The 18,445-nt window shown below is 71.9% G+C and carries 20 protein-coding genes; 7 read left to right on the top strand and 13 right to left on the bottom strand.

The annotated features are described in order from the left end of the window. Window positions 1-3 precede the first annotated feature (3 nt). From AC1RSJ_RS15530 to AC1RSJ_RS15515, 4 genes are all read right to left on the bottom strand, one after another. The gene (locus AC1RSJ_RS15530) at window positions 4-1,437 is read right to left on the bottom strand and encodes a serine/threonine-protein kinase (protein WP_493119352.1); all 1,434 of its coding nucleotides are present in this window, start codon (window positions 1,435-1,437) and stop codon (window positions 4-6) included. Window positions 1,438-1,563: 126 nt separating this feature from the next. Beyond that, window positions 1,564-2,334 carry a PP2C family protein-serine/threonine phosphatase gene (locus AC1RSJ_RS15525; protein ID WP_493119351.1) on the bottom strand — a complete coding sequence of 257 codons (771 nt, stop codon included), beginning with the start codon at window positions 2,332-2,334 and terminating at the stop codon, window positions 1,564-1,566. Then, a complete protein-coding gene (locus AC1RSJ_RS15520) occupies window positions 2,331-2,813 on the bottom strand; it encodes an FHA domain-containing protein (protein ID WP_493119350.1) in 483 nt (160 codons plus the stop codon). Before AC1RSJ_RS15520 ends, AC1RSJ_RS15525 begins: the two co-directional genes overlap by 4 nt. A 22-nt stretch (window positions 2,814-2,835) precedes the next feature. Beyond that, window positions 2,836-4,272 carry an aminobutyraldehyde dehydrogenase gene (locus tag AC1RSJ_RS15515; protein ID WP_493119349.1) on the bottom strand — a complete coding sequence of 479 codons (1,437 nt, stop codon included), beginning with the start codon at window positions 4,270-4,272 and terminating at the stop codon, window positions 2,836-2,838. Between the two features lie 138 nt (window positions 4,273-4,410). On the opposite strand from AC1RSJ_RS15515, the gene AC1RSJ_RS15510 reads away from it, so the two are divergent. The 5 genes from AC1RSJ_RS15510 (at window position 4,411) to AC1RSJ_RS15490 (ending at window position 9,015) form a co-directional block, all read left to right on the top strand. Continuing rightward, on the top strand, window positions 4,411-4,878 hold the full coding sequence (locus AC1RSJ_RS15510) for an Lrp/AsnC family transcriptional regulator (RefSeq protein WP_493119348.1): 468 nt from the start codon (window positions 4,411-4,413) through the stop codon (window positions 4,876-4,878). 29 nt (window positions 4,879-4,907) lie between these two features. Continuing rightward, on the top strand, window positions 4,908-6,323 hold the full coding sequence (locus AC1RSJ_RS15505; RefSeq protein WP_493119347.1) for an aspartate aminotransferase family protein: 1,416 nt from the start codon (window positions 4,908-4,910) through the stop codon (window positions 6,321-6,323). 22 nt (window positions 6,324-6,345) lie between these two features. Continuing rightward, window positions 6,346-7,716 (top strand): NAD(P)/FAD-dependent oxidoreductase, encoded by a 1,371-nt coding sequence (locus AC1RSJ_RS15500; RefSeq protein ID WP_493119346.1) that lies wholly within the window; start codon window positions 6,346-6,348, stop codon window positions 7,714-7,716. Between the two features lie 102 nt (window positions 7,717-7,818). Next, complete coding sequence (locus tag AC1RSJ_RS15495; protein ID WP_493119345.1) at window positions 7,819-8,370, top strand: YceI family protein; 552 nt, start codon at window positions 7,819-7,821, stop codon at window positions 8,368-8,370. A gap of 84 nt (window positions 8,371-8,454) precedes the next feature. Beyond that, window positions 8,455-9,015, top strand: coding sequence for a TspO/MBR family protein (locus AC1RSJ_RS15490; RefSeq protein WP_493119344.1), 561 nt, complete (start codon window positions 8,455-8,457; stop codon window positions 9,013-9,015). A 44-nt stretch (window positions 9,016-9,059) separates the two neighbouring features. Here the strand turns inward: AC1RSJ_RS15490 and AC1RSJ_RS15485 are convergent, their stop codons facing one another. Beyond that, entirely contained in the window at window positions 9,060-10,034 is a 975-nt protein-coding gene (locus AC1RSJ_RS15485; RefSeq protein ID WP_493119343.1) for an aldo/keto reductase, read from the bottom strand. A gap of 123 nt (window positions 10,035-10,157) precedes the next feature. On the opposite strand from AC1RSJ_RS15485, the gene AC1RSJ_RS15480 reads away from it, so the two are divergent. Further along, window positions 10,158-10,748, top strand: coding sequence for a methylated-DNA--[protein]-cysteine S-methyltransferase (locus tag AC1RSJ_RS15480; RefSeq protein ID WP_493119342.1), 591 nt, complete (start codon window positions 10,158-10,160; stop codon window positions 10,746-10,748). 13 nt (window positions 10,749-10,761) lie between these two features. After that, window positions 10,762-11,373 carry a DNA-3-methyladenine glycosylase I gene (locus AC1RSJ_RS15475; protein ID WP_493119341.1) on the top strand — a complete coding sequence of 204 codons (612 nt, stop codon included), beginning with the start codon at window positions 10,762-10,764 and terminating at the stop codon, window positions 11,371-11,373. Here AC1RSJ_RS15475 and AC1RSJ_RS15470 read toward each other — a convergent pair. The 8 genes from AC1RSJ_RS15470 to AC1RSJ_RS15435 all read right to left on the bottom strand — a co-directional run bounded on the left by AC1RSJ_RS15470 (window position 11,370) and on the right by AC1RSJ_RS15435 (window position 18,433). Next, window positions 11,370-12,119, bottom strand: a complete 750-nt coding sequence (locus tag AC1RSJ_RS15470; protein ID WP_493119340.1) for a YaaA family protein — start codon at window positions 12,117-12,119, stop codon at window positions 11,370-11,372. The two genes, AC1RSJ_RS15475 and AC1RSJ_RS15470, sit on opposite strands and share 4 nt — an antisense overlap. After that, a complete protein-coding gene (locus AC1RSJ_RS15465) occupies window positions 12,120-12,641 on the bottom strand; it encodes a P-loop nucleotide/nucleoside kinase family protein (protein ID WP_493119338.1) in 522 nt (173 codons plus the stop codon). Window positions 12,642-12,693: 52 nt separating this feature from the next. Then, window positions 12,694-12,954, bottom strand: coding sequence for a F0F1 ATP synthase subunit epsilon (locus AC1RSJ_RS15460; protein ID WP_493119337.1), 261 nt, complete (start codon window positions 12,952-12,954; stop codon window positions 12,694-12,696). Window position 12,955: 1 nt separating this feature from the next. Further along, window positions 12,956-14,422, bottom strand: a complete 1,467-nt coding sequence (gene atpD, locus AC1RSJ_RS15455) for a F0F1 ATP synthase subunit beta (protein ID WP_493119336.1) — start codon at window positions 14,420-14,422, stop codon at window positions 12,956-12,958. A 23-nt stretch (window positions 14,423-14,445) separates the two neighbouring features. Beyond that, complete coding sequence (locus AC1RSJ_RS15450) at window positions 14,446-15,345, bottom strand: F0F1 ATP synthase subunit gamma (RefSeq protein WP_493119335.1); 900 nt, start codon at window positions 15,343-15,345, stop codon at window positions 14,446-14,448. A 68-nt stretch (window positions 15,346-15,413) separates the two neighbouring features. After that, a complete protein-coding gene (gene atpA / locus AC1RSJ_RS15445; RefSeq protein WP_493119334.1) occupies window positions 15,414-17,051 on the bottom strand; it encodes a F0F1 ATP synthase subunit alpha in 1,638 nt (545 codons plus the stop codon). A 32-nt stretch (window positions 17,052-17,083) separates the two neighbouring features. Beyond that, window positions 17,084-17,872 carry a F0F1 ATP synthase subunit delta gene (locus AC1RSJ_RS15440; protein WP_493119333.1) on the bottom strand — a complete coding sequence of 263 codons (789 nt, stop codon included), beginning with the start codon at window positions 17,870-17,872 and terminating at the stop codon, window positions 17,084-17,086. Beyond that, entirely contained in the window at window positions 17,873-18,433 is a 561-nt protein-coding gene (locus AC1RSJ_RS15435; protein ID WP_493119332.1) for a F0F1 ATP synthase subunit B, read from the bottom strand. It lies immediately after the preceding gene. Window positions 18,434-18,445 lie beyond the last annotated feature (12 nt).

Genomic DNA, 18,445 nt, shown 5'->3' with positions numbered 1-18,445 from the left:
AGATCAGCCCCCGTCCCCGTCGACGCACTTCTCCAGGCTCGACTCGCCGGAGCGGCCGTCCCGGTTCACGGTCACGGTGAGGCAGACCCGGTCGCCGGCCGTGTCGGCGACGGCGAAGCTGGCGCGGCGCTGCACGATCGGGGCGTCGTCGCCGACCTGCACCTGGTAGCGGTCGCCGTCGTGGAGGCCCGGGTCCTCCCACGTGAAGCGCACCGTGCCGTCGGCGGCGCGGGTCGCCGAGATGTCGACGACGCGCGGGATGTCGGAGGACGCGCCCGCCTGGAACCCGAGCACGACGGCGACCGCGCCGATCAGCACGACGACGCCGAGGCTGACGGCGAGCACGGCGGCGAGGGTGCGCGAGCTGCGCGGTGCCGGCGGCGTGGCGGTGCGGGATCCGCGGCTCTGCGGCGCGTCCGACTCCTCGACGCGCGTGCCGGCGGCGGAGTAGGTCTGGCGCCCGGCGAGGGCGCGACGACGGCGGCGGTCCACTCCGGCCGCGCGGTCGTTCACGGGCCGCACGCGGGTGCGCTCCGAGAGCGGGCTCGACGATCCGAGCGCCCACTCGTCGACGGCGACCTCGATCGGCGTCTGCGCGAGCCCGAGCTCGGTCTCGACGAGCTGCAGCTCGCGCAGCAGCTCCATGATCGTGCCGGGCCGGTTCTCCGGGCGGCGCACCATGGCCCGGCGCAGCAGGTCCTCGAGCGCCGGCGGCACGTCGTCGCGGCCGATCGGCTGCGGCTTCTGCCGGCCGATGCGGCCGAGCAGCTCCTGCGAGGTGTTCGCCTGGCCGCCGACCTCGAACGGGGAGCGGCCGGCCAGCAGCGAGTACACCGTGGCCGCGAACGACCAGATCTCGCTCGCGACCGTGCCGGCGGTCTGGTCGTTGAGCACCTCGGGCGCCGACCACGGGATCGAGAGGCCGATGGCCTCGTCGCCCGCCTCCGCGGAGAGCGTGGAGGCGATGCCGAAGTCGCTGAGCACCGGATGCCCGTAGGCCGTGAGCAGGATGTTCGAGGGCTTGATGTCGCGGTGCAGCACGCCGGCGCGGTGCGCCGTCTCGATGGCGCTGCCGATGCGGATCGCGACCCGCAGCACCTCGGCGACCGGGATGCGCTCCTGGCGGTAGCGCTCGGCCAGCGCCGACGAGCAGAGCTCCATCACCAGGTACGGGCGGCCGTCGGAGGAGACGCCGGCCTCGTACACCGTGAGGATCGCCGGATGCGAGCTGAGCTGGGCCATGAGGTTCGCCTCGGCCTGGAACATCTGCCGCACGTGCTCGTTGACGACCTCGCTGAGCAGGATCTTGACCGCGACCTGCCGCCGTGGCATGTTCTGCTCGAAGAGGAACACGTCGGCGAAGCCGCCCGATCCGAGCACGTGCATGAAGGAGAAACCGGGCAGCACCGGGGGCTTCGAAGGCAGACGTCGAGCCATGGAGATCCCCCTCTCCTCCTCGGGATCACCCGATTCTAGGCAGGGGGGAACCCCCTCTGACCGCAGGCGCCCCCGAACGGGGGGCGTCGTGTCGCACCCCAGTCCGGGGCCTCCGGAGGGGCCGGATCAGCGCTCCACGTCGACCACGAGCACGGTCACGTTGTCGTGCCCGCCGGCCGCGAGCGCGGCATCGACGAGCGCCGACGCGGTGACCTCCGGGCCGAGCCCGGCGGCGAGCAGCAGGCGGAGATGCACGGAGTCGACCTCCTTCGTGAGGCCGTCGCTGCAGACCAGCACGCGCGTGCCGGCGACCGCGCGCACCCGGGTGATGTCGGGGCTCGGGTCCTCCCGGAAGCCGAGGGCGCGCGTGATGACGTTGCTCTCGGGGTGCGACTCGGCCTGGTCCTCCGTGAGGAGGCCCGCATCCACCATCTCCTGCACGACCGAGTGGTCGCGGGTGCGGCGGCGGAGCTCGTTGCCGTGCAGCGTGTAGACGCGGCTGTCGCCGAGGTTGAAGACGAGCAGCTCGGGGCCCTCCTCGCCGTCCGCGAGCACGACCCCGGTCACCGTGGTTCCCGCGCTGCCCATCCGCTCTGAGAGCTCGTCGATGTCGTCGGCGGCCTCGCCGAGCGCGGTGGTGACGAGCTGCTCGTCGCCCCAGCTCCCGTGCGCGTGCGCGGCGAGGCGCTCGACGGCGCGGGCGCTGGCCAGGTCGCCGGCCGCGTGGCCGCCCATCCCGTCCGCGACGGCGAACACCGGCGGGGCGGCGACGAGGCTGTCCTCGTTCACGGCGCGGTGGTGCCCGACGTCGGTGGCCGCCGCCCAGGACACGCGGAGCGTGCCGCCGCCGCGCGCCTCGAGCTCGACGGAGCCCTGCTGATCGCCCAGCACCGTCATGACCGCTCCTCCTCGTCCGCCTCGAGCACCCGCACCACGACCCCGTCGCCCAGGTCGACGGTCGTGCCCGCCGGGACCACCATGCTGTCACCCCGGGCGAGCGCGCGGGAGCGGGAGCCCGGCGACGAGACGCGCGAGCCGTTCGTCGAGCCGAGATCGCGGAGCACGGCGGTGCGCCCGCTCTGCCGCACCTCGAGGTGCGTCGAGGACACCATGCCGGTCGGCGAGGCCACCGTCACGAGCGCCACGGCCTCCGGGATGCGCGGCGCCACGGGGCTGCGGCCGATCCGCACGGCGAGGTCGAGGCCGATCGGCGCACCGCCAGCGACGGACACCGCGAGCCGCGCGATCCGCGGCGCGGCCGGCTCGTCGAGGTCGAGCTCGTCGAGGTCCGCCGGCGCCTCGGCGGAGCCCCGAGCGGCGCCGACGACGGGCCGGCCGGGAGGACGCGGGATCGTGTCCTCCTCGTCGCCGGCCATCACCCTGCCCGCTCGCGGATGACTACTCGCCGATGTAGGACATCACGTGCTTGACGCGCGTGTAGTCCTCGAAGCCGTACGACGACAGGTCCTTGCCGTAGCCGGAGTGCTTGAACCCGCCGTGCGGCATCTCCGCCACGAGCGGGATGTGCGTGTTGATCCAGACGCAGCCGAAGTCGAGGTGCTTGGCGAACCGCATCGCGCGGGCGTGGTCGCGCGTCCACACGCTCGACGACAGGCCGTACTGCACGCCGTTGGCCCACGACAGCGCCTGCGCCTCGTCCGTGAACGACTGCACCGTGATGACCGGCCCGAAGATCTCGTTCTGGATGGCGTCGTCGGTCTGCAGCAGGCCGGTGACGACGGTCGGGTCGATGAAGTAGCCCGGGCCGGCGTGCGCCGTGCCGCCGATCGCGATGTCGGCGTTCGAGGGCAGCGCCGCGATGACGCCGTTCACCCGCTCGTACTGGTTCGCGTTGTTCACGGGCCCGAAGAAGGTGTCGGCGGCGGCCGGCGCGCCGGTCTTCACGTTGTCGCGCACGTACGCCGTCATCGCGGCGACGAAGGCGTCGTGCGCCCGCTCGTGCACGAGCACGCGCGTCGCCGCCGTGCAGTCCTGCCCGGCGTTGAAGAACCCGGCGATCGCGATGCCCTCGACGGCCTTGTCGATGTCGGCGTCGTCGAACACGATCACCGGGGCCTTGCCGCCGAGCTCGAGGTGCACGCGCTTCAGGTCGTTGGAGGCCGCGCGCGCCACCTCCATGCCGGCGCGGACCGATCCGGTGATCGACACGAGCTGCGGGATCGCGTGGTCGATCATCGCGGCGCCGGTCGTGCGGTCGCCGGTGATGACGTTGAGCACGCCCTTCGGCGTGTGCTGCGCGACGATCTCGGCGAGCAGCAGCGTGGTCGAGGGCGTCGTGTCCGACGGCTTCAGCACGCTCGTGTTGCCCGCCGCGAGGGCGGGCGCGAACTTCCACACGGCCATGTTCAGCGGGTAGTTCCACGGCGTCACCTGGCCGACGACGCCGATCGGCTCGCGCCGGATGAAGCTGGTGTGGTCGGCCATGTACTCGCCGGCGCTGAGGCCCTGCAGGTGCCGGGCGGCCGTGGCGAAGAAGCGGATCTGGTCGACCGAGAGCATGATCTCGTCGTCGACGAGGCTCGCGCGCGGCTTGCCGGTGTCCTTCGACTCGAGGTCGGCGAACTCCTCGGCGCGCTGCTCCATCTCGTCCGCGATCCGGAAGAGGGCGAGCGACCGCTCCGAGGGGGTCGTCTGGCCCCAGCCCTCGAACGCGCGCGCCGCGGCCGTGAAGGCGGCGTCGACGTCGGCGGCGCCCGAGACCGGCGAGCTCGCGTAGACCTCCTCCGTTGCCGGGTCGATCACGTCGAAGGCGGCGTCGCCGCGCGCCTCCGCGTACTCGCCGTCGATGAAGTTGCGCAGGGTCGGGGTCGCCATGGCCACACCCTAGCCCGCGGGTCCGCCGGTGGTCACTCCCACCGGGATCATCCGCAATGCGACGGATTCCGTCGCGACACGGGCCTTCCAGGTGCGGATCCGCTTGTCTCGCCCGTGTCGCGCTGGGATGATCGGTGCATGCCCCAGCGCGCCCGTCCCGTCGTGCTCGATGACGTCTCCAAGGCGATCGTCGAGCAGCTCCAGGAGGACGGCCGGCGGTCGTACGCCGCGATCGGCGAGAAGGTCGGACTCAGCGAGGCGGCCGTCCGCCAGCGCGTGCAGAAGCTGTCGGAGTCCGGCGTGCTGCAGATCGTGGCCGTCACCGACCCGATGCAGCTGGGGTTCTACCGGCAGGCGATGATCGGCATCCGCGTCTCCGGCGACACCACGGTGGTCGCCGAGGCGATCGGGGCCATCGACGCCGTCGACTACGTCGTGCTGACGGCCGGCTCGTTCGACATCCTGGCGGAGGTCGTCGCCGAGAGCGACGACGACCTCATCGACCTGCTCAACTCGCGCATCCGCTCGATCGACGGGGTGCTCTCCACCGAGACCTTCGTCTACCTGCGGCTGCACAAGCAGTTCTACAACTGGGGCACGCGCTGAGGCGCACCCCGGAACGGAATCGATACACCATGACCACGACAGAGCAGCCCGTGAGCGCACGGCAGAGCCCGTCAGAGGCCGACCTCCAGCGGATGGCGAAGGACCACCTCTGGATGCACTTCGCCCGCCAGTCCGTCATGGAGGACGGCGGCGGCGTGCCGATCATCGTCAAGGGCGAGGGCCACCACATCTGGGACTCCCGCGGCAAGCAGTACTTCGACGGCCTCTCCGGCCTGTTCGTCGTCAACGCCGGCCACGGCCGCCGCCGCCTCGCCGAGGTCGCCGCCAAGCAGGCGGAGGAGCTCGCCTTCTTCCCGATCTGGTCCTACGCGCACCCGTCGGCCATCGAGCTCGCCGACCGGATCGCGTCCTATGCGCCCGGCGACCTCAACCGCGTCTTCTTCTCCACCGGCGGCGGCGAGGCCGTCGAGACGGCCTTCAAGCTCGCGAAGTACTACTGGAAGCTGCAGGGCAAGCCGACCAAGCACAAGGTCATCTCGCGCTCGGTGGCCTACCACGGCACTCCGCAGGGCGCGCTCGCGATCACCGGCATCCCCGCCATGAAGGCGATGTTCGAGCCGCTGACGCCCGGCGGCTTCCGCGTGCCGAACACGAACTTCTACCGCTCGGAGGAGATGGGCTACACCGGCGGCACCGTCGAGGGCTTCGGCGAGTGGGCCGCGAACCGCATCGAGGAGATGATCCAGTTCGAGGGGCCCGAGACCGTCGCTGCCGTGTTCCTCGAGCCGGTGCAGAACTCCGGCGGCTGCTTCCCGCCGCCGCCCGGGTACTTCCAGAAGGTGCGCGAGATCTGCGACCGCTACGACGTGCTGCTCGTCGCGGACGAGGTCATCACCGGCTTCGGCCGCATCGGCAACTGGTTCGCCTCGACCACCTACGGCTTCCAGCCCGACATGATCACCTGCGCGAAGGCGATGACGTCCGGCTACTCGCCGATCGGCGCGACGATCGTGAGCGAGCGGCTCTACGAGCCCTTCAAGCACGGCCAGACGAGCTTCTACCACGGCTACACCTTCGGCGGGCATCCGGTCTCGGCCGCGGTCGCCCTCGAGAACCTCGACATCTTCGAGGAGGAGGGCCTCAACGAGAACGTGCGCACGAACTCGCCGGTCTTCCGCCAGACGCTCGAGAAGCTGCTCGACCTGCCGATCGTCGGCGACGTGCGCGGCGACGGGTACTTCTTCGGCATCGAGCTGGTGAAGGACAAGGCCACGAAGGAGACCTTCGACGACGACGAGTCGGAGCGGCTGCTGCGCGGCTTCCTCTCGAAGGCGCTGTTCGACGCCGGCCTGTACTGCCGTGCCGACGACCGCGGCGACCCGGTGATCCAGCTCGCGCCCCCGCTCACCATCGGCCCCGCCGAGTTCGACGAGATCGAGGGCATCCTGCGGAGCGTGCTCACCGAGGCGTGGTCGCGGCTCTGATCCGCCAGGCCGGATGACCGCCGTGCCCGGGTACCGAGCGCTCTCGCTCTGGCACGACACCGTGCCGGACGATCTCGCGCGGCGCCCGGCGCTCGGCGAGCAGACCGGCGATGGCGAGGCCGACGTCGCGATCGTCGGCGGCGGCCTCACCGGCCTGTGGACCGCGTGGTACCTGGTGCGCCGCGATCCCTCGCTCCGGATCGTCGTGCTCGAGCGCGAGATCGCGGGCTTCGGCGCCTCCGGCCGGAACGGCGGCTGGTGCAGCGCCCTGTTCCCGCGCTCGACCGCGTCGCTCGAGCGCGAGCACGGCCGCGAGGCCGCGCTCGCGATGCGGCGGGCGATGATCGCGACCGTCGACGAGGTCGGCCGTGCCGCAGCCGAGGCCGGCATCGAGGCGGACTTCGCGAAGGCGGGCACGGTGGTCTGGGCGCGCTCGGCCGCGCAGCTCGCCGCGGCGCGGGCCGACGTCGCCGAGGCGGCGGGGTTCGGCGTCGACGAGCTCGAGCTGCTGCCCGCGGAGCGCGTCGCGGCGGTGCCGGGGGCGCTCGGCGGCGTGCTCGACCCGGCGTGCGCGCGGGTGCACCCGGCCAGGCTGGTCCGCGGGCTCGCGCGCGCGCTCGAGGATCGCGGGGTGCGGATCGCGGAGGGCACGACCGTGACGGACGTCGCACCGGGCCGCGTCGAGACGGACCGCGGCCCGGTGCGCGCGGACCGGATCGTGATCGCCACGGAGGCCTACGGCGCGCAGCTGCGGGCCGTCGGCCGCCGCATCCTGCCGCTCTACTCGCTGATGATCGCCACGGAGCCGCTGCCGGCCGAGGTCTGGGACGAGCTCGGCATCCCGCACGGGCGCACGTTCAGCGACTACCGCCACCTGCTGATCTACGGGCAGCGCACGGCGGACGACCGGGTCGCGTTCGGCGGACGGGGCGCCCGCTACCACCTCGGCAGCAGCATCCGGCCGGCGTACGATCGCGCGCCGCGGGTGTTCGAGCACCTCGAGCGGGCGCTGCACGAGCTCATCCCGGCCAGCCGTGGCCTCCGCGTGACGCACCGCTGGGGTGGTCCGCTCGGCGTGCCGCGCGACTGGCACGCGAGCGTGCACCTGAACCGCCGCACCGGCATCGCCTGGGCGGGCGGCTACGTCGGCGACGGCCTGTCGACGACGAACCTGGCCGGCCGCACGCTCGCCGACCTGCTCACCGACCGCGACACCGAGCTGACCCGCCTGCCCTGGGTCGGGCACGTCTCGCCGCGCTGGGAGCCGGAGCCGCTCCGCTTCCTCGGCGCGAACGCCGGGCTCGCGGCGATGACGGCGGCCGACGCGGAGGAGGCGCGCACCGGGCGCGCCTCGCTCGTCGCGCGCGCGATGGGACCCCTCACCGGGCACTGATCGCGGGCCGCGCGGGCCGCGCCGGCGTCCCACCGGGAAGTTCTCTGTGACACGTCTCCGAATCCGGGAATGGATCCGGGTTCCATGCGATTGCATAGTCTCATGACCACTGCGACCCACCCCGCCTACCTCGTCGGAACCTGGAAGCTCGACCCGACCCACTCGGAGCTCGGCTTCAGCGTCAAGCACCTCGCCATCAGCAAGGTGAAGGGCGTGTTCCACACCTTCGACGTCACCGTGACCACCCCGGGGGACCCGGCCGGCATCGCCGTCGAGGCCACCGTCGACGTGTCGAGCGTCGACACCAAGCAGGAGCAGCGCGACCAGCACCTGCGCACCAGCGACTTCTTCCTCGCCGACGAGCACCCGGAGATCACCTTCCGCTCGACGTCCATCGACCTGGACGGCGACGACTTCAGCATCACCGGCGACCTCACCCTCCGGGGCGTCACCAAGCAGGTCGTGCTGACCGGCGAGTTCGGCGGCATCGTGACCGACGGCTACGGCCAGACCAAGGCGGGCGTGACCGCCTCCACCAAGATCAACCGCCACGACTTCGGCGTCAGCTGGAACGCGGCGCTCGAGGCCGGCGGCTTCACGCTGGGCGACGACGTCAAGATCGACGTCGACATCCAGCTCGTGCTGCAGAAGTAGTCCCACCTCCGTCCGCCTGGGGGCGTCATCCGAGAACCGGATGGCGCCCCCTCGCCGTCACCGCCCGCGGCTACCGTCGGAGGCATGACCGGCATCCCCGCGGCCTCGCGCCGCTCCCCTGCGGCCTCGGACGATCCGGGCCGGGACCGCCTCCGCTCGGCGGTCGTGCTCGTCGCGTTCCTCGCGATCGCGGCCGCGGTCGCGGCGCTCGGCACCACGGCGACGATCGAGAACGTCCGCGGCTGGTACGCGACGGCGGAGAAGGCGTTCTGGACCCCGCCCAACGCGCTCTTCGGGCCGGTCTGGACCGTGCTCTACACGCTCATGTCGGTCTCGGCCTGGCTCGTCTGGCGCGAGCGGCGGCACGACCCCGTCGCCGTCCGCCGCGCGCTCGCGGTCTACGTGGCGCAGCTCGTGCTCAACGCCGTGTGGACGCCGGTCTTCTTCGGCCTCTTCCCCGCGGTCGGCGCGCCGGCGCTCTGGATCGGGCTCGTGATCATCGTGCTGCTCGACGCCGCCGTGCTCGCGACGATGCTCGCGTTCTGGCCGGTGCGGCGGGCCGCTGCGGTGCTCCTCATCCCGTACTGGGCGTGGGTGCTCTACGCGACGACGCTCAACGCGGCGATCGCGGCGCTAGCCCGGTAGCGCGCCCGCGGAACCCCGGCGTCGACCGCCCGGCGGGATCCGCGTCAGTCGGCCGCGGGACGGGTCGGCGGGAACCAGGCGTCGATGCGTGCGAGATCCTCGACGTCCGGCGTCCAGGCGGTCGCCGCCTCCGCGTTCTGCAAGATCTGCTCCGGCTTCGTCGCCCCGGCGATCACGCTCGACATCGCCGGCTGCGCCAGGAGCCAGCCGAACGTCGCCTGCAGCATCGTGATGCCCCGCGCGTCGCAGAACGCCGCGTAGTGCTCGATCTCGTCCCACGGGGCGTCGTCGGCGACGTGCGGACGCTGCCGGGCGATCCGGGTGTCGGCGGGCCGCACCGTGCGCGTGAACTTGCCGGTGAACAGCCCGTTGGCGAGCGGGAAGTACGGCAGGAACCCGACGCCGAAATGCTCGGCGGCGGGCAGCAGCTCCTCCTCGGCCTCGCGGCGCAGCAGGCTGTACTCGTTCTGGGCCGAGACGAAGTGCCCGGTCCCGGCGAGGTCGGCGGTGAGCTCGGCCTCCGCCAGCTGCCAGGCGGCGAAGTTCGAATGCCCGACGTAGAGCACCTTGCCCTCGGTGACGAGCTCGTCGAGCGCCGTCAGCGTCTCCTCGATCGGCGTGATCGGATCCGGGGTGTGCAGCTGGAAGAGATCGATCCGGTCGGTCTGCAGCCGCCGCAGCGAGCCCTCGACGGCCTGTCGGATGTAGCGGCGCGACGCCTTGGCGCCCCAGCCGGCGATCGGGCCGTCGTACCCCGCGTGGCCGAACTTCGTCGCGACGATCACGCGATCGCGGCGGGTGCCGAGCGCGACGCCGAGCATCCGCTCGCTGAGGCCGAACTCCGCGCCGTAGATATCGGCGGTGTCGAACAGCGTGACGCCCGCGTCGATCGCGGCGCCGACGACGCGGTCGGCGCCGTCCTGCGTCTCGGTCAGGGTGCCCGTGCGCCCGAGGTTGTTGCAGCCGAGACCGACGGCGGATACGCGGAGGCCAGAGCGGCCGAGGGTGCGGTACTCCATGTGCCGAAGCCTAGGCCCGCCGCCCGGGCGTCCCCTCCTCCCCCTCTGCCGTGAGCGAAGTCCTCTCCACACCCGCGCCCGCGCGGGAATCGCCCGACGGAGGGCCGCGTTATCGTCTGCACCATGAGCACCCCGGTCGCAGCCCCCGCCCACCTGCTCCGCATCGACAGCCCGATCGGGCGCATCGAGCTCGGCAGCAACGGCGACGCCATCGTGTCGCTGTCCATCGAGAGCGGGGGCGCGCTGCCCTACGACGCCCTGCCCGACTCCCCCGACGCCGTGCTCGAACGGGCCGCCGCGCAGCTCGGCCAGTACTTCGACGGCTCGCGGCACGACTTCGACCTGCCGGTCGAGCTCGGCGGCACCGAGTTCCAGCGGTCCGTCTGGGAGCAGCTCGTGCAGCTCGAGTGGGGCGAGCTGGTCACCTACGGCGGCCTCGGCCGCGGCACCGGACGCCCCGCCGCGGGGCGCGCGGTGGGCGGCGCGATCGGCGCGAACCCGGTGCCGATCATCGTGCCGTGCCACCGCGTGGTCGGCAGCGACGGCAGCATCACGGGCTACAGCGCCGGCGAGGGCGTCGCCACGAAGCGCTGGCTGCTCGAGCACGAGGGCTGCGCGATGACCGCGAAGACCGGCCGGGCGACGCTGTTCGACCTCGAGGCGGAGGCTGCCGAGTCGGCGCTCGCCACCGCCGCCGACGAGCCCGCCGCGTGAGCCGGCGGCCGCGATGAGCAGCTCGGTCGTCACCGGCGACGACGGCGTCGGCCGCTGCGCCTGGGCCGGCGCCGATCCGGAGTACCGCCGGTATCACGACGAGGAGTGGGGCACGCCGCTGCACGGCGACCGGCCGCTGTTCGAGAAGCTGACCCTCGAGGGCTTCCAGTCGGGCCTGTCGTGGATCACGATCCTGCGGCGTCGCCCGACGTTCCGCACGGCGTTCCGGGGCTTCGACATCGACGCGGTCGCCGCGTTCGACGACGACGACGTCGAGCGGCTCCTCGCCGACCCCGGCATCATCCGCAACCGCGCCAAGGTGCTCGCGGCCATCGCGAACGCGCGGGTGGCGCAGGAGCTGGTACGCGACGACGACGGGGCGCTCGACCGGCTGCTGTGGGGCTTCGCGCCGGAGCCGCGTGCGACCGCGCCGGCCTCCTTCGCGGAGGTCCCGGCGATCACGCCGGAATCGACGGCCGCGTCGAAGGCACTCAAGAAGGCCGGCTTCCGGTTCGTCGGGCCGACGACGCTCTACGCGCTGATGCAGTCCGCGGGCATGGTCGACGACCACGTCGCCGGCTGCTGGCGCGCGCTCGACGCGAGCCCGACGACCGGCTCGAGCTAGACGACCAGCTCGACCTCGCCGGGGGCGCCGCGGCGTGCCAGCAGCCCCACGTCGGCGATGCCCGCCAGCAGCTCCTCCACCGAGCCGTGGTCGCGCCCGTCCTCGAGCAGGGCGCGGACCAGCCGGCCCTTGCCCTCCTTGTTGAAGTGGTTCAGCGCGCGCACGCTGCCGTCGGCCCCGGCCGTGACGACCCGCACGAACACCGCATCCTCCCGCGCGGGCAGCGGACCGAGCGCCGCGTAGGCCTCCGAGCGCAGGTCGACGAGCAGCCCGGATCGCGCGGCCAGAACCCGCGCGATCGGCTCGCGCCAGATCGTCGCGAGCGAGCGGCCCGGCAGCCGGGTGCCGGCGCTGAGCCGGTATGCCGGCACCGCATCCTCGGGTCCGAGCAGGCCGAACAGCGCGGAGGCGATGAGCACCCGGCCGTCGGCGACGCCGCGCGCCGCGGGGCTGAGCGAGGCGGCGTCGAGCGCGTCGTAGAGCACGCCGTCGAAGCGGTCGAGCGCGGGCATCGTCGGGGCGCGCCGCACCTCGCGGTTCAGCGCCGCCTGATGCGCCGAGGCGGGCCCGAGCCCGAGCGTGACGGCCGCGGCGCGCAGGTTCGACGACAGGGAGCGCAGCTCCGCCAGCGCGGCGCGCCGAGGCGCCGCCAGCTCCCGGGGTGCGGACAGCGCGGCGAGATCCAGCGGACGCGCGGCATCGCCGCCCGGCCGCTTCGTCTCCGACGGGGGCAGCAGGAGCAGCATCTACGGCCGGACGAAGCCGAGCGCCTGCTCGACCACCACGCCGAGCGGCTGGACGCTGTCGACCGTGATGCGGGGAGCGGCGGCGCTCGGGCCGGCCCACTCCTCCCACTCGTCGAGCGTCTGCTCGACGCGGTGCCAGTCCGGCTCGTCGAAGTTCGGCAGGTCGCGCACGCGCGTCTCGAGCCGGGTGCGGTGCAGCTCGGGATCGGAGCACACCACCTCGACGAAGCGGAGCGGCACGCCCTGGCGCTCGGCCAGCTTGACCCACTGCTCGCGGGCCGGGCCGACCGCGTTGACGGCGTCGACGATCACGGCGCGGCCGGTCGTCAGCACGGCGTCCGCGAGCGTCTCCGCCACGAGGTACGCCGCGAGGCCGGTCGGCTGGTCGGAGTCGATGCCCGCCGACAGGATCGCCGACTCGATCGGGTCGACGCTGACGACCGCGGCACCGAGGCGGTTGCCGACGACCTCGGCGACCGTGCTCTTGCCGGTGCCCGGCAGCCCGGCCATCGCGATCAGCACGACGGCGCCCGTCGCGATGCGGTCCGGGCGCCGTCGGTGCTGCGCTGCCTGTTCAGACCAGCTCCGCCTGACCCGCGACGATCGTCACGGTGTCGTTCTCGACGGACAGGAACCCGTCCTCGGCCTGCGCGGTCACGACCTCGCCGGAGGTCGTGGTCACGCGCACCTCGCCGGAGGCGAGGATCGCGAGGATGGGCTCGTGGCCCGCCAGGATGCCGATCTCGCCCTCGGTCGTGCGGGCGATGATCTGACGCGCCTCGCCCGCCCACACCTCGTGGTCGGCCGCGACGACGCTCACCTGGAGGTCGGCCATCTCAGCCGTTCTCCTTCTGGATCTGGGCCCACTTCTCCTCGACGTCCGTGATCGGGCCGACGTTGAAGAACGCCTGCTCCGCCACGTGGTCGAAGTCGCCGCGGACGATCGCGTCGAACGACTCGATGGTGTCCTTCAGCGGCACGGTCGAGCCCTCGACGCCGGTGAACTTCTTCGCCATGTACGTGTTCTGGGAGAGGAACTGCTGGATCCGGCGCGCACGCGACACCGTGATCTTGTCCTCCTCGGAGAGCTCGTCGACACCGAGGATCGCGATGATCTCCTGCAGCTCCTTGTTCTTCTGGAGGATCTGCTTGACGCTCGTCGCGACGCGGTAGTGGTCCTGGCCCAGGTAGCGGGGGTCCATGATCCGCGAGGTCGAGCTCAGCGGGTCGACCGCCGGGTAGAGGCCGCGCGACGCGATCTCGCGCGAGAGCTCGGTGGTCGCGTCGAGGTGCGCGAACGTGGTGGCCGGGGCCGGGTCGGTGTAGTCGTCCGCCGGCACGTAGATCGCCTGCAGCGAGGTGATCGAGTGGCCGCGCGTCGAGGTGATGCGCTCCTGGAGCACGCCCATCTCGTCGGCGAGGTTCGGCTGGTAGCCCACCGCGGACGGCATGCGCCCGAGCAGCGTCGACACCTCCGAGCCCGCCTGCGTGAAGCGGAAGATGTTGTCGATGAACAGGAGCACGTCCTGGTTCTGCACGTCGCGGAAGTACTCCGCCATCGTCAGCGCGGAGAGCGCGACGCGGAGGCGCGTGCCCGGCGGCTCGTCCATCTGGCCGAAGACGAGGGCGGTCTTGTCGAAGACGCCCGCCTCCTCCATCTCGCCGATGAGGTCGTTGCCCTCACGGGTGCGCTCGCCGACGCCGGCGAACACGGACACGCCGCCGTGGTCCTGCGCGACGCGCTGGATCATCTCCTGGATGAGCACGGTCTTGCCGACGCCGGCGCCGCCGAACAGGCCGATCTTGCCTCCCTGCACGTACGGGGTGAGGAGGTCGATGACCTTGATGCCGGTCTCGAAGAGGTTGGTCTTCGACTCGAGCTGGTCGAATGCCGGCGGACGGCGATGGATCGGCCAGCGCTCGGTGATCTCGATCTTCTCGCCGGGGGCGGCGTTGAGCACGTCGCCCGTGACATTGAAGACCTTGCCCTTGGTGACGTCGCCGACGGGCACCGAGATGGCGGCACCCGAGTCGCGCACCTCCTGGCCGCGGACGAGGCCGTCCGTCGGCTTCAGGGCGATGGCGCGGACGAGGTCGTCGCCGAGGTGCTGCGCGACCTCGAGCGTGATCGTCTGCGTGAGGTCGCCGATGGTGACCTCGGTGCTCAGGGCGTTGTAGATCTCCGGGATCGAGTCGTGCGGGAACTCGATGTCGACGACGGGGCCGGTGACGCGCGCGATGCGCCCGACGCCCGCGGCATCCGTCGCCGCGGCGGCGGTGTCGGCGGTGGCGGTGTCAGTCATGGTGTCTTCTCTCTCAGGGGTCGTCATCGAGCGGTGCCGAGCGCGTCGGCGCCGCCGACGATCTCTGCGATCTGCTGGGTGATCTCGGCCTGGCGGGCGTTGTTCGCCAGGCGGGTGTAGTCGTTGATGAGCTTGTCGGCGTTGTCGCTGGCGGCCTTCATGGCCTTCTGCGTCGCGGCGTGCTTGGCGGCGGAGGACTGCAGCATCGCGTTGAAGATGCGGCTCTCGATGTAGACCGGCAGCAGCCCGTCGAGCACCGTGTCGGCGTCCGGCTCGAACTCGTAGAGCGGCAGCGGGCCGGTGCTCTCCGGCTCCTCGACGCCCTCCACGACCTCGAGCGGCAGCAGGCGGACCGTCTCCGGCTCCTGCACCAGCATCGAGACGAAGCGGTTGTAGACGATGTGGATCTCGTCGACCCCGCCCTCGGCCGTCGGCTGCACGAACTTGTCGACGACCGCGTGCGCGATCTCCTTCGCCGTGTCGAACTCGGGGCTGTCGGTGCCGCCCACCCACTGCTGCTCGGAGTCGCGGCGGCGGAACTGGAAGTACTGCACCGCCTTGCGCCCGACCAGGTAGTGGACGACGTCCTTGCCCTCGTTCTCGAGGCGCGTGCGCAGCTCCCCCGCCTCGCGGAGGATCTGGGAGTTGAACGCGCCGGCGAGTCCGCGGTCCGAGGTGAAGACCACGATCGCGGCCCGCGTCGGGTTCTCCGCCTCGGTCGTCAGCACGTGGTCGACGTTCGAGAACGTCGCCACGGCCGACACGGCGCGCGTGACCGCGCGGGCATACGGCGTCGAGGCCTTGACCCGCTGCTGCGCCTTCTGGATCCGCGAGGCGGAGATCAGCTCCATGGCACGGGTGATCTTCTTCGTCGTCTGCGCGCTGCGGATCCGCGCGCGGTACTCGCGAAGCTGGGCTCCCATGTCTGCTCTCTACTCGTTGTTTCTCGTCAGCTGCCTGAGGAGGCGCGTCAGCGCCGTCTCGGAGGTCGTCAGCGCTTCTGCTTGACGATCTTCTCCTGGTTGATGTCCTCGATGGCCATCTCGTCGGCCGACTCGGTGCCCGGGGCGTCGAGCGCGCGGCCCTCGCCCGTCTGGAACTCGAGCTTGAAGGCGCCGACCGACTCCTCGAGCTTGGCGACGGTCGCGTCGTCGAGCACATTGGTGTCGCGGAGCACGTCGAGCACGTCCGTGTTGCGGCCCAGGTAGTCGTGCAGCTCGCGCTCGAACCGGAGCACGTCCTCCACCGGCACCTCGTCGAGGTGGCCGTTGGTGCCGGCCCAGATCGAGACGACCTGCTTCTCGACCGGGAACGGCGAGTACTGCGGCTGGCGGAGCAGCTCGGTCAGGCGGGCGCCGCGCGCCAGCTGGCGGCGGCTGGTGGCGTCGAGGTCGGACGCGAACATCGCGAACGCCTCGAGCGAGCGGTACTGCGCCAGCTCGAGCTTCAGCGTGCCGGAGACCTTCTTGATGCTCTTCACCTGGGCGTCGCCGCCGACGCGGGAGACCGAGATGCCGACGTCGACCGCCGGGCGCTGGTTCGCGTTGAACAGGTCGGACTGCAGGAAGATCTGGCCGTCGGTGATCGAGATCACGTTGGTCGGGATGTACGCCGAGACGTCGTTCGCCTTGGTCTCGATGATCGGCAGGCCGGTCATCGAGCCCGCGCCGAGCTCGTCCGAGAGCTTCGCGCAGCGCTCGAGCAGACGCGAGTGCAGGTAGAACACGTCGCCCGGATAGGCCTCGCGTCCCGGCGGACGGCGGAGGAGCAGCGACACGGCGCGGTAGGCCTCGGCCTGCTTCGACAGGTCGTCGAAGATGATCAGGACGTGCTTGCCGCCGTACATCCAGTGCTGGCCGATGGCCGAGCCGGTGTAGGGGGCGAGGTACTTGAAGCCTGCCGGGTCGGAGGCCGGGGCCGCGACGATGGTGGTGTACTCCATGGCGCCGGCGTCCTCGAGCGCGCCCTTCACCGAGGCGATGGTCGAGCCCTTCTGGCCGATCGCGACGTAGATGCAGCGCACCTGCTTCGTCGCGTCGCCGGAGTCCCAGTTCGCCTTCTGGTTGATGATCGTGTCGATCGCGATCGCGGTCTTGCCGGTCTGGCGGTCGCCGATGATCAGCTGGCGCTGGCCGCGGCCGATCGGGATCATCGCGTCGATCGCCTTGATGCCGGTCTGCATCGGCTCGTGCACGCTCTTGCGGGCCATGACGCCGGGCGCCTGCAGCTCGAGCGCGCGGCGCGACTCGGCCGCGATCTCGCCGAGGCCGTCGATCGGGTTGCCGAGCGGGTCGACCACGCGGCCGAGGAAGGCGTCGCCGACCGGGGCCGAGAGCACCTCGCCCGTGCGGGTGACCTCCATGCCCTCCTCGATCCCGGCGAACTCGCCGAGCACGATCACGCCGATCTCGTCCTCGTCGAGGTTGAGGGCGAGGCCGAGGGTGCCGTCGGCGAAGCGGATGAGCTCGTTGGCCATCACGCCGGGCAGTCCCTCGACGTGCGCGATGCCGTCGGCGGCGTCGATGACCGTGCCGACCTCCGTGGTCGACGCCGTCGCGGGCGAGTAGCCGGCGACGAAGTCCTTGAGGGCGTCGCGGATCTCGTCGGGGCTGATCGTGATGTCTGCCATGTCGTTTCCTGTTCTGTGAGCAGCGCGTCCGGTCACCCGGCGAGCTGAATCCTGAGGTCCTGCAGACGGGAGGAGATGGTCCCGTCGATCACGTCGTCCGCCACCTGCACGCGGAACCCGCCGATGAGCGCGGGGTCGATCACGACGTTGAGCTGCGGCGTGCGGCCATAGCGGGCCTCGATAGCCGCGCCGAGGCGCTTCTCCTGGGCCGAGGTGAGGGGGGCGGCCGACGTCACCGTCGCCACGATCCGGTCGGAGCTCGACGCCACGATGTCCGCGGCGGTCGAGAGCAGCTCGCCGACGCGGCGGCCGCGCGGGCTCCGCACCAGGTGCCGCAGCACGACCAGCGTGGCCTCGTGCGCCTGCTTCCCGAGCAGGCTGTCGACGATCGCGGCCTTGCCGGCCGGATCGCCGAGCTTGCTGCCGATGGCGAGCTCGAGGTCGGGGTCGCTGCGCACCGCGCGCTCGAAGGCGAACAGCTCAGCCTCGATCTTCGACGTCTTCGCCGAGGACGCCGCGGCGCGGATGCCGAGCTCCTCGATCCCGTCGACCAGCTCCGCCTGCGACGACCAGCGCTCGGAGACCGCGGCGCCGAGCACGGCGCCGGCGGGCTTCTCCAGGTCCGGGAAGACCGTCGAGATGATCGTCGCCTTGTCGTCGGCCGGGATCGCCGGGTCGGCGAGGAGACCGCGCAGCTGGGCCGACCCGTCGATCGCGCGGGCCGCCGCGAGCAGCTGCTCCGCGGTGGCCGTCGTCACGCTCTTCGCGTCGTCCAGCGCCGCGACCGATGTCGCGAGCGCTCCCCTCGTCGCCGAACCCATCTACGCCTTCTTCGTGGTGGCCTCGCTGGCCTCGAGGTCCGCCAGGAAGCGGTCCACGAGCGCGGTGGCCTTCGTGTCGTCGTTGAGCGTCTCGCCGATCACGTTCGACGCGAGGTCGAGCGCGAGCGTGCCGACCTCGGCACGGAGCGAGCTCTGCGCCGCGGCGCGCTCCGCCTCGATCTGGGACTGCGCGGCGGTCAGGATGCGGGCGGCCTCGACGGACGCCTGCTCCTTCTTCTCGGCGATGATCTTGTCGCCGTCGACGCGGGCCTGCTCGCGGATGCGGCCGGCCTCGGCGCGCGCCTCGGCGAGCTGCGCCTGGTACTCGTCGCGCGAGGCGGCGGCCTCGGCCTGCGCGGCCTCGGCGCGCTTGAGCCCGCCCTCGATCGCGTCGGCGCGCTCGTCGAGCAGCTTGGTGAAGCGCGGCACGACCTTCCAGATGAAGAACACCAGGATGATCGCGAACGCGACCGTGGCCCAGATCAGGTCCGCGGGAGCGGGGATGAGGGGGTTGCCACCCGCCTCGCCCTCCGCCGCTGCGGCCAGGAATGCGTTCTGCATTCCGACTCCTTA

The sequence above is a fragment of the Schumannella sp. GW821-FHT10F01 genome, from assembly GCF_058809295.1.
The sequence above is the reverse complement of the archived record's forward strand: the minus strand, read 5'-3'. Positions and strand labels throughout refer to the sequence as shown.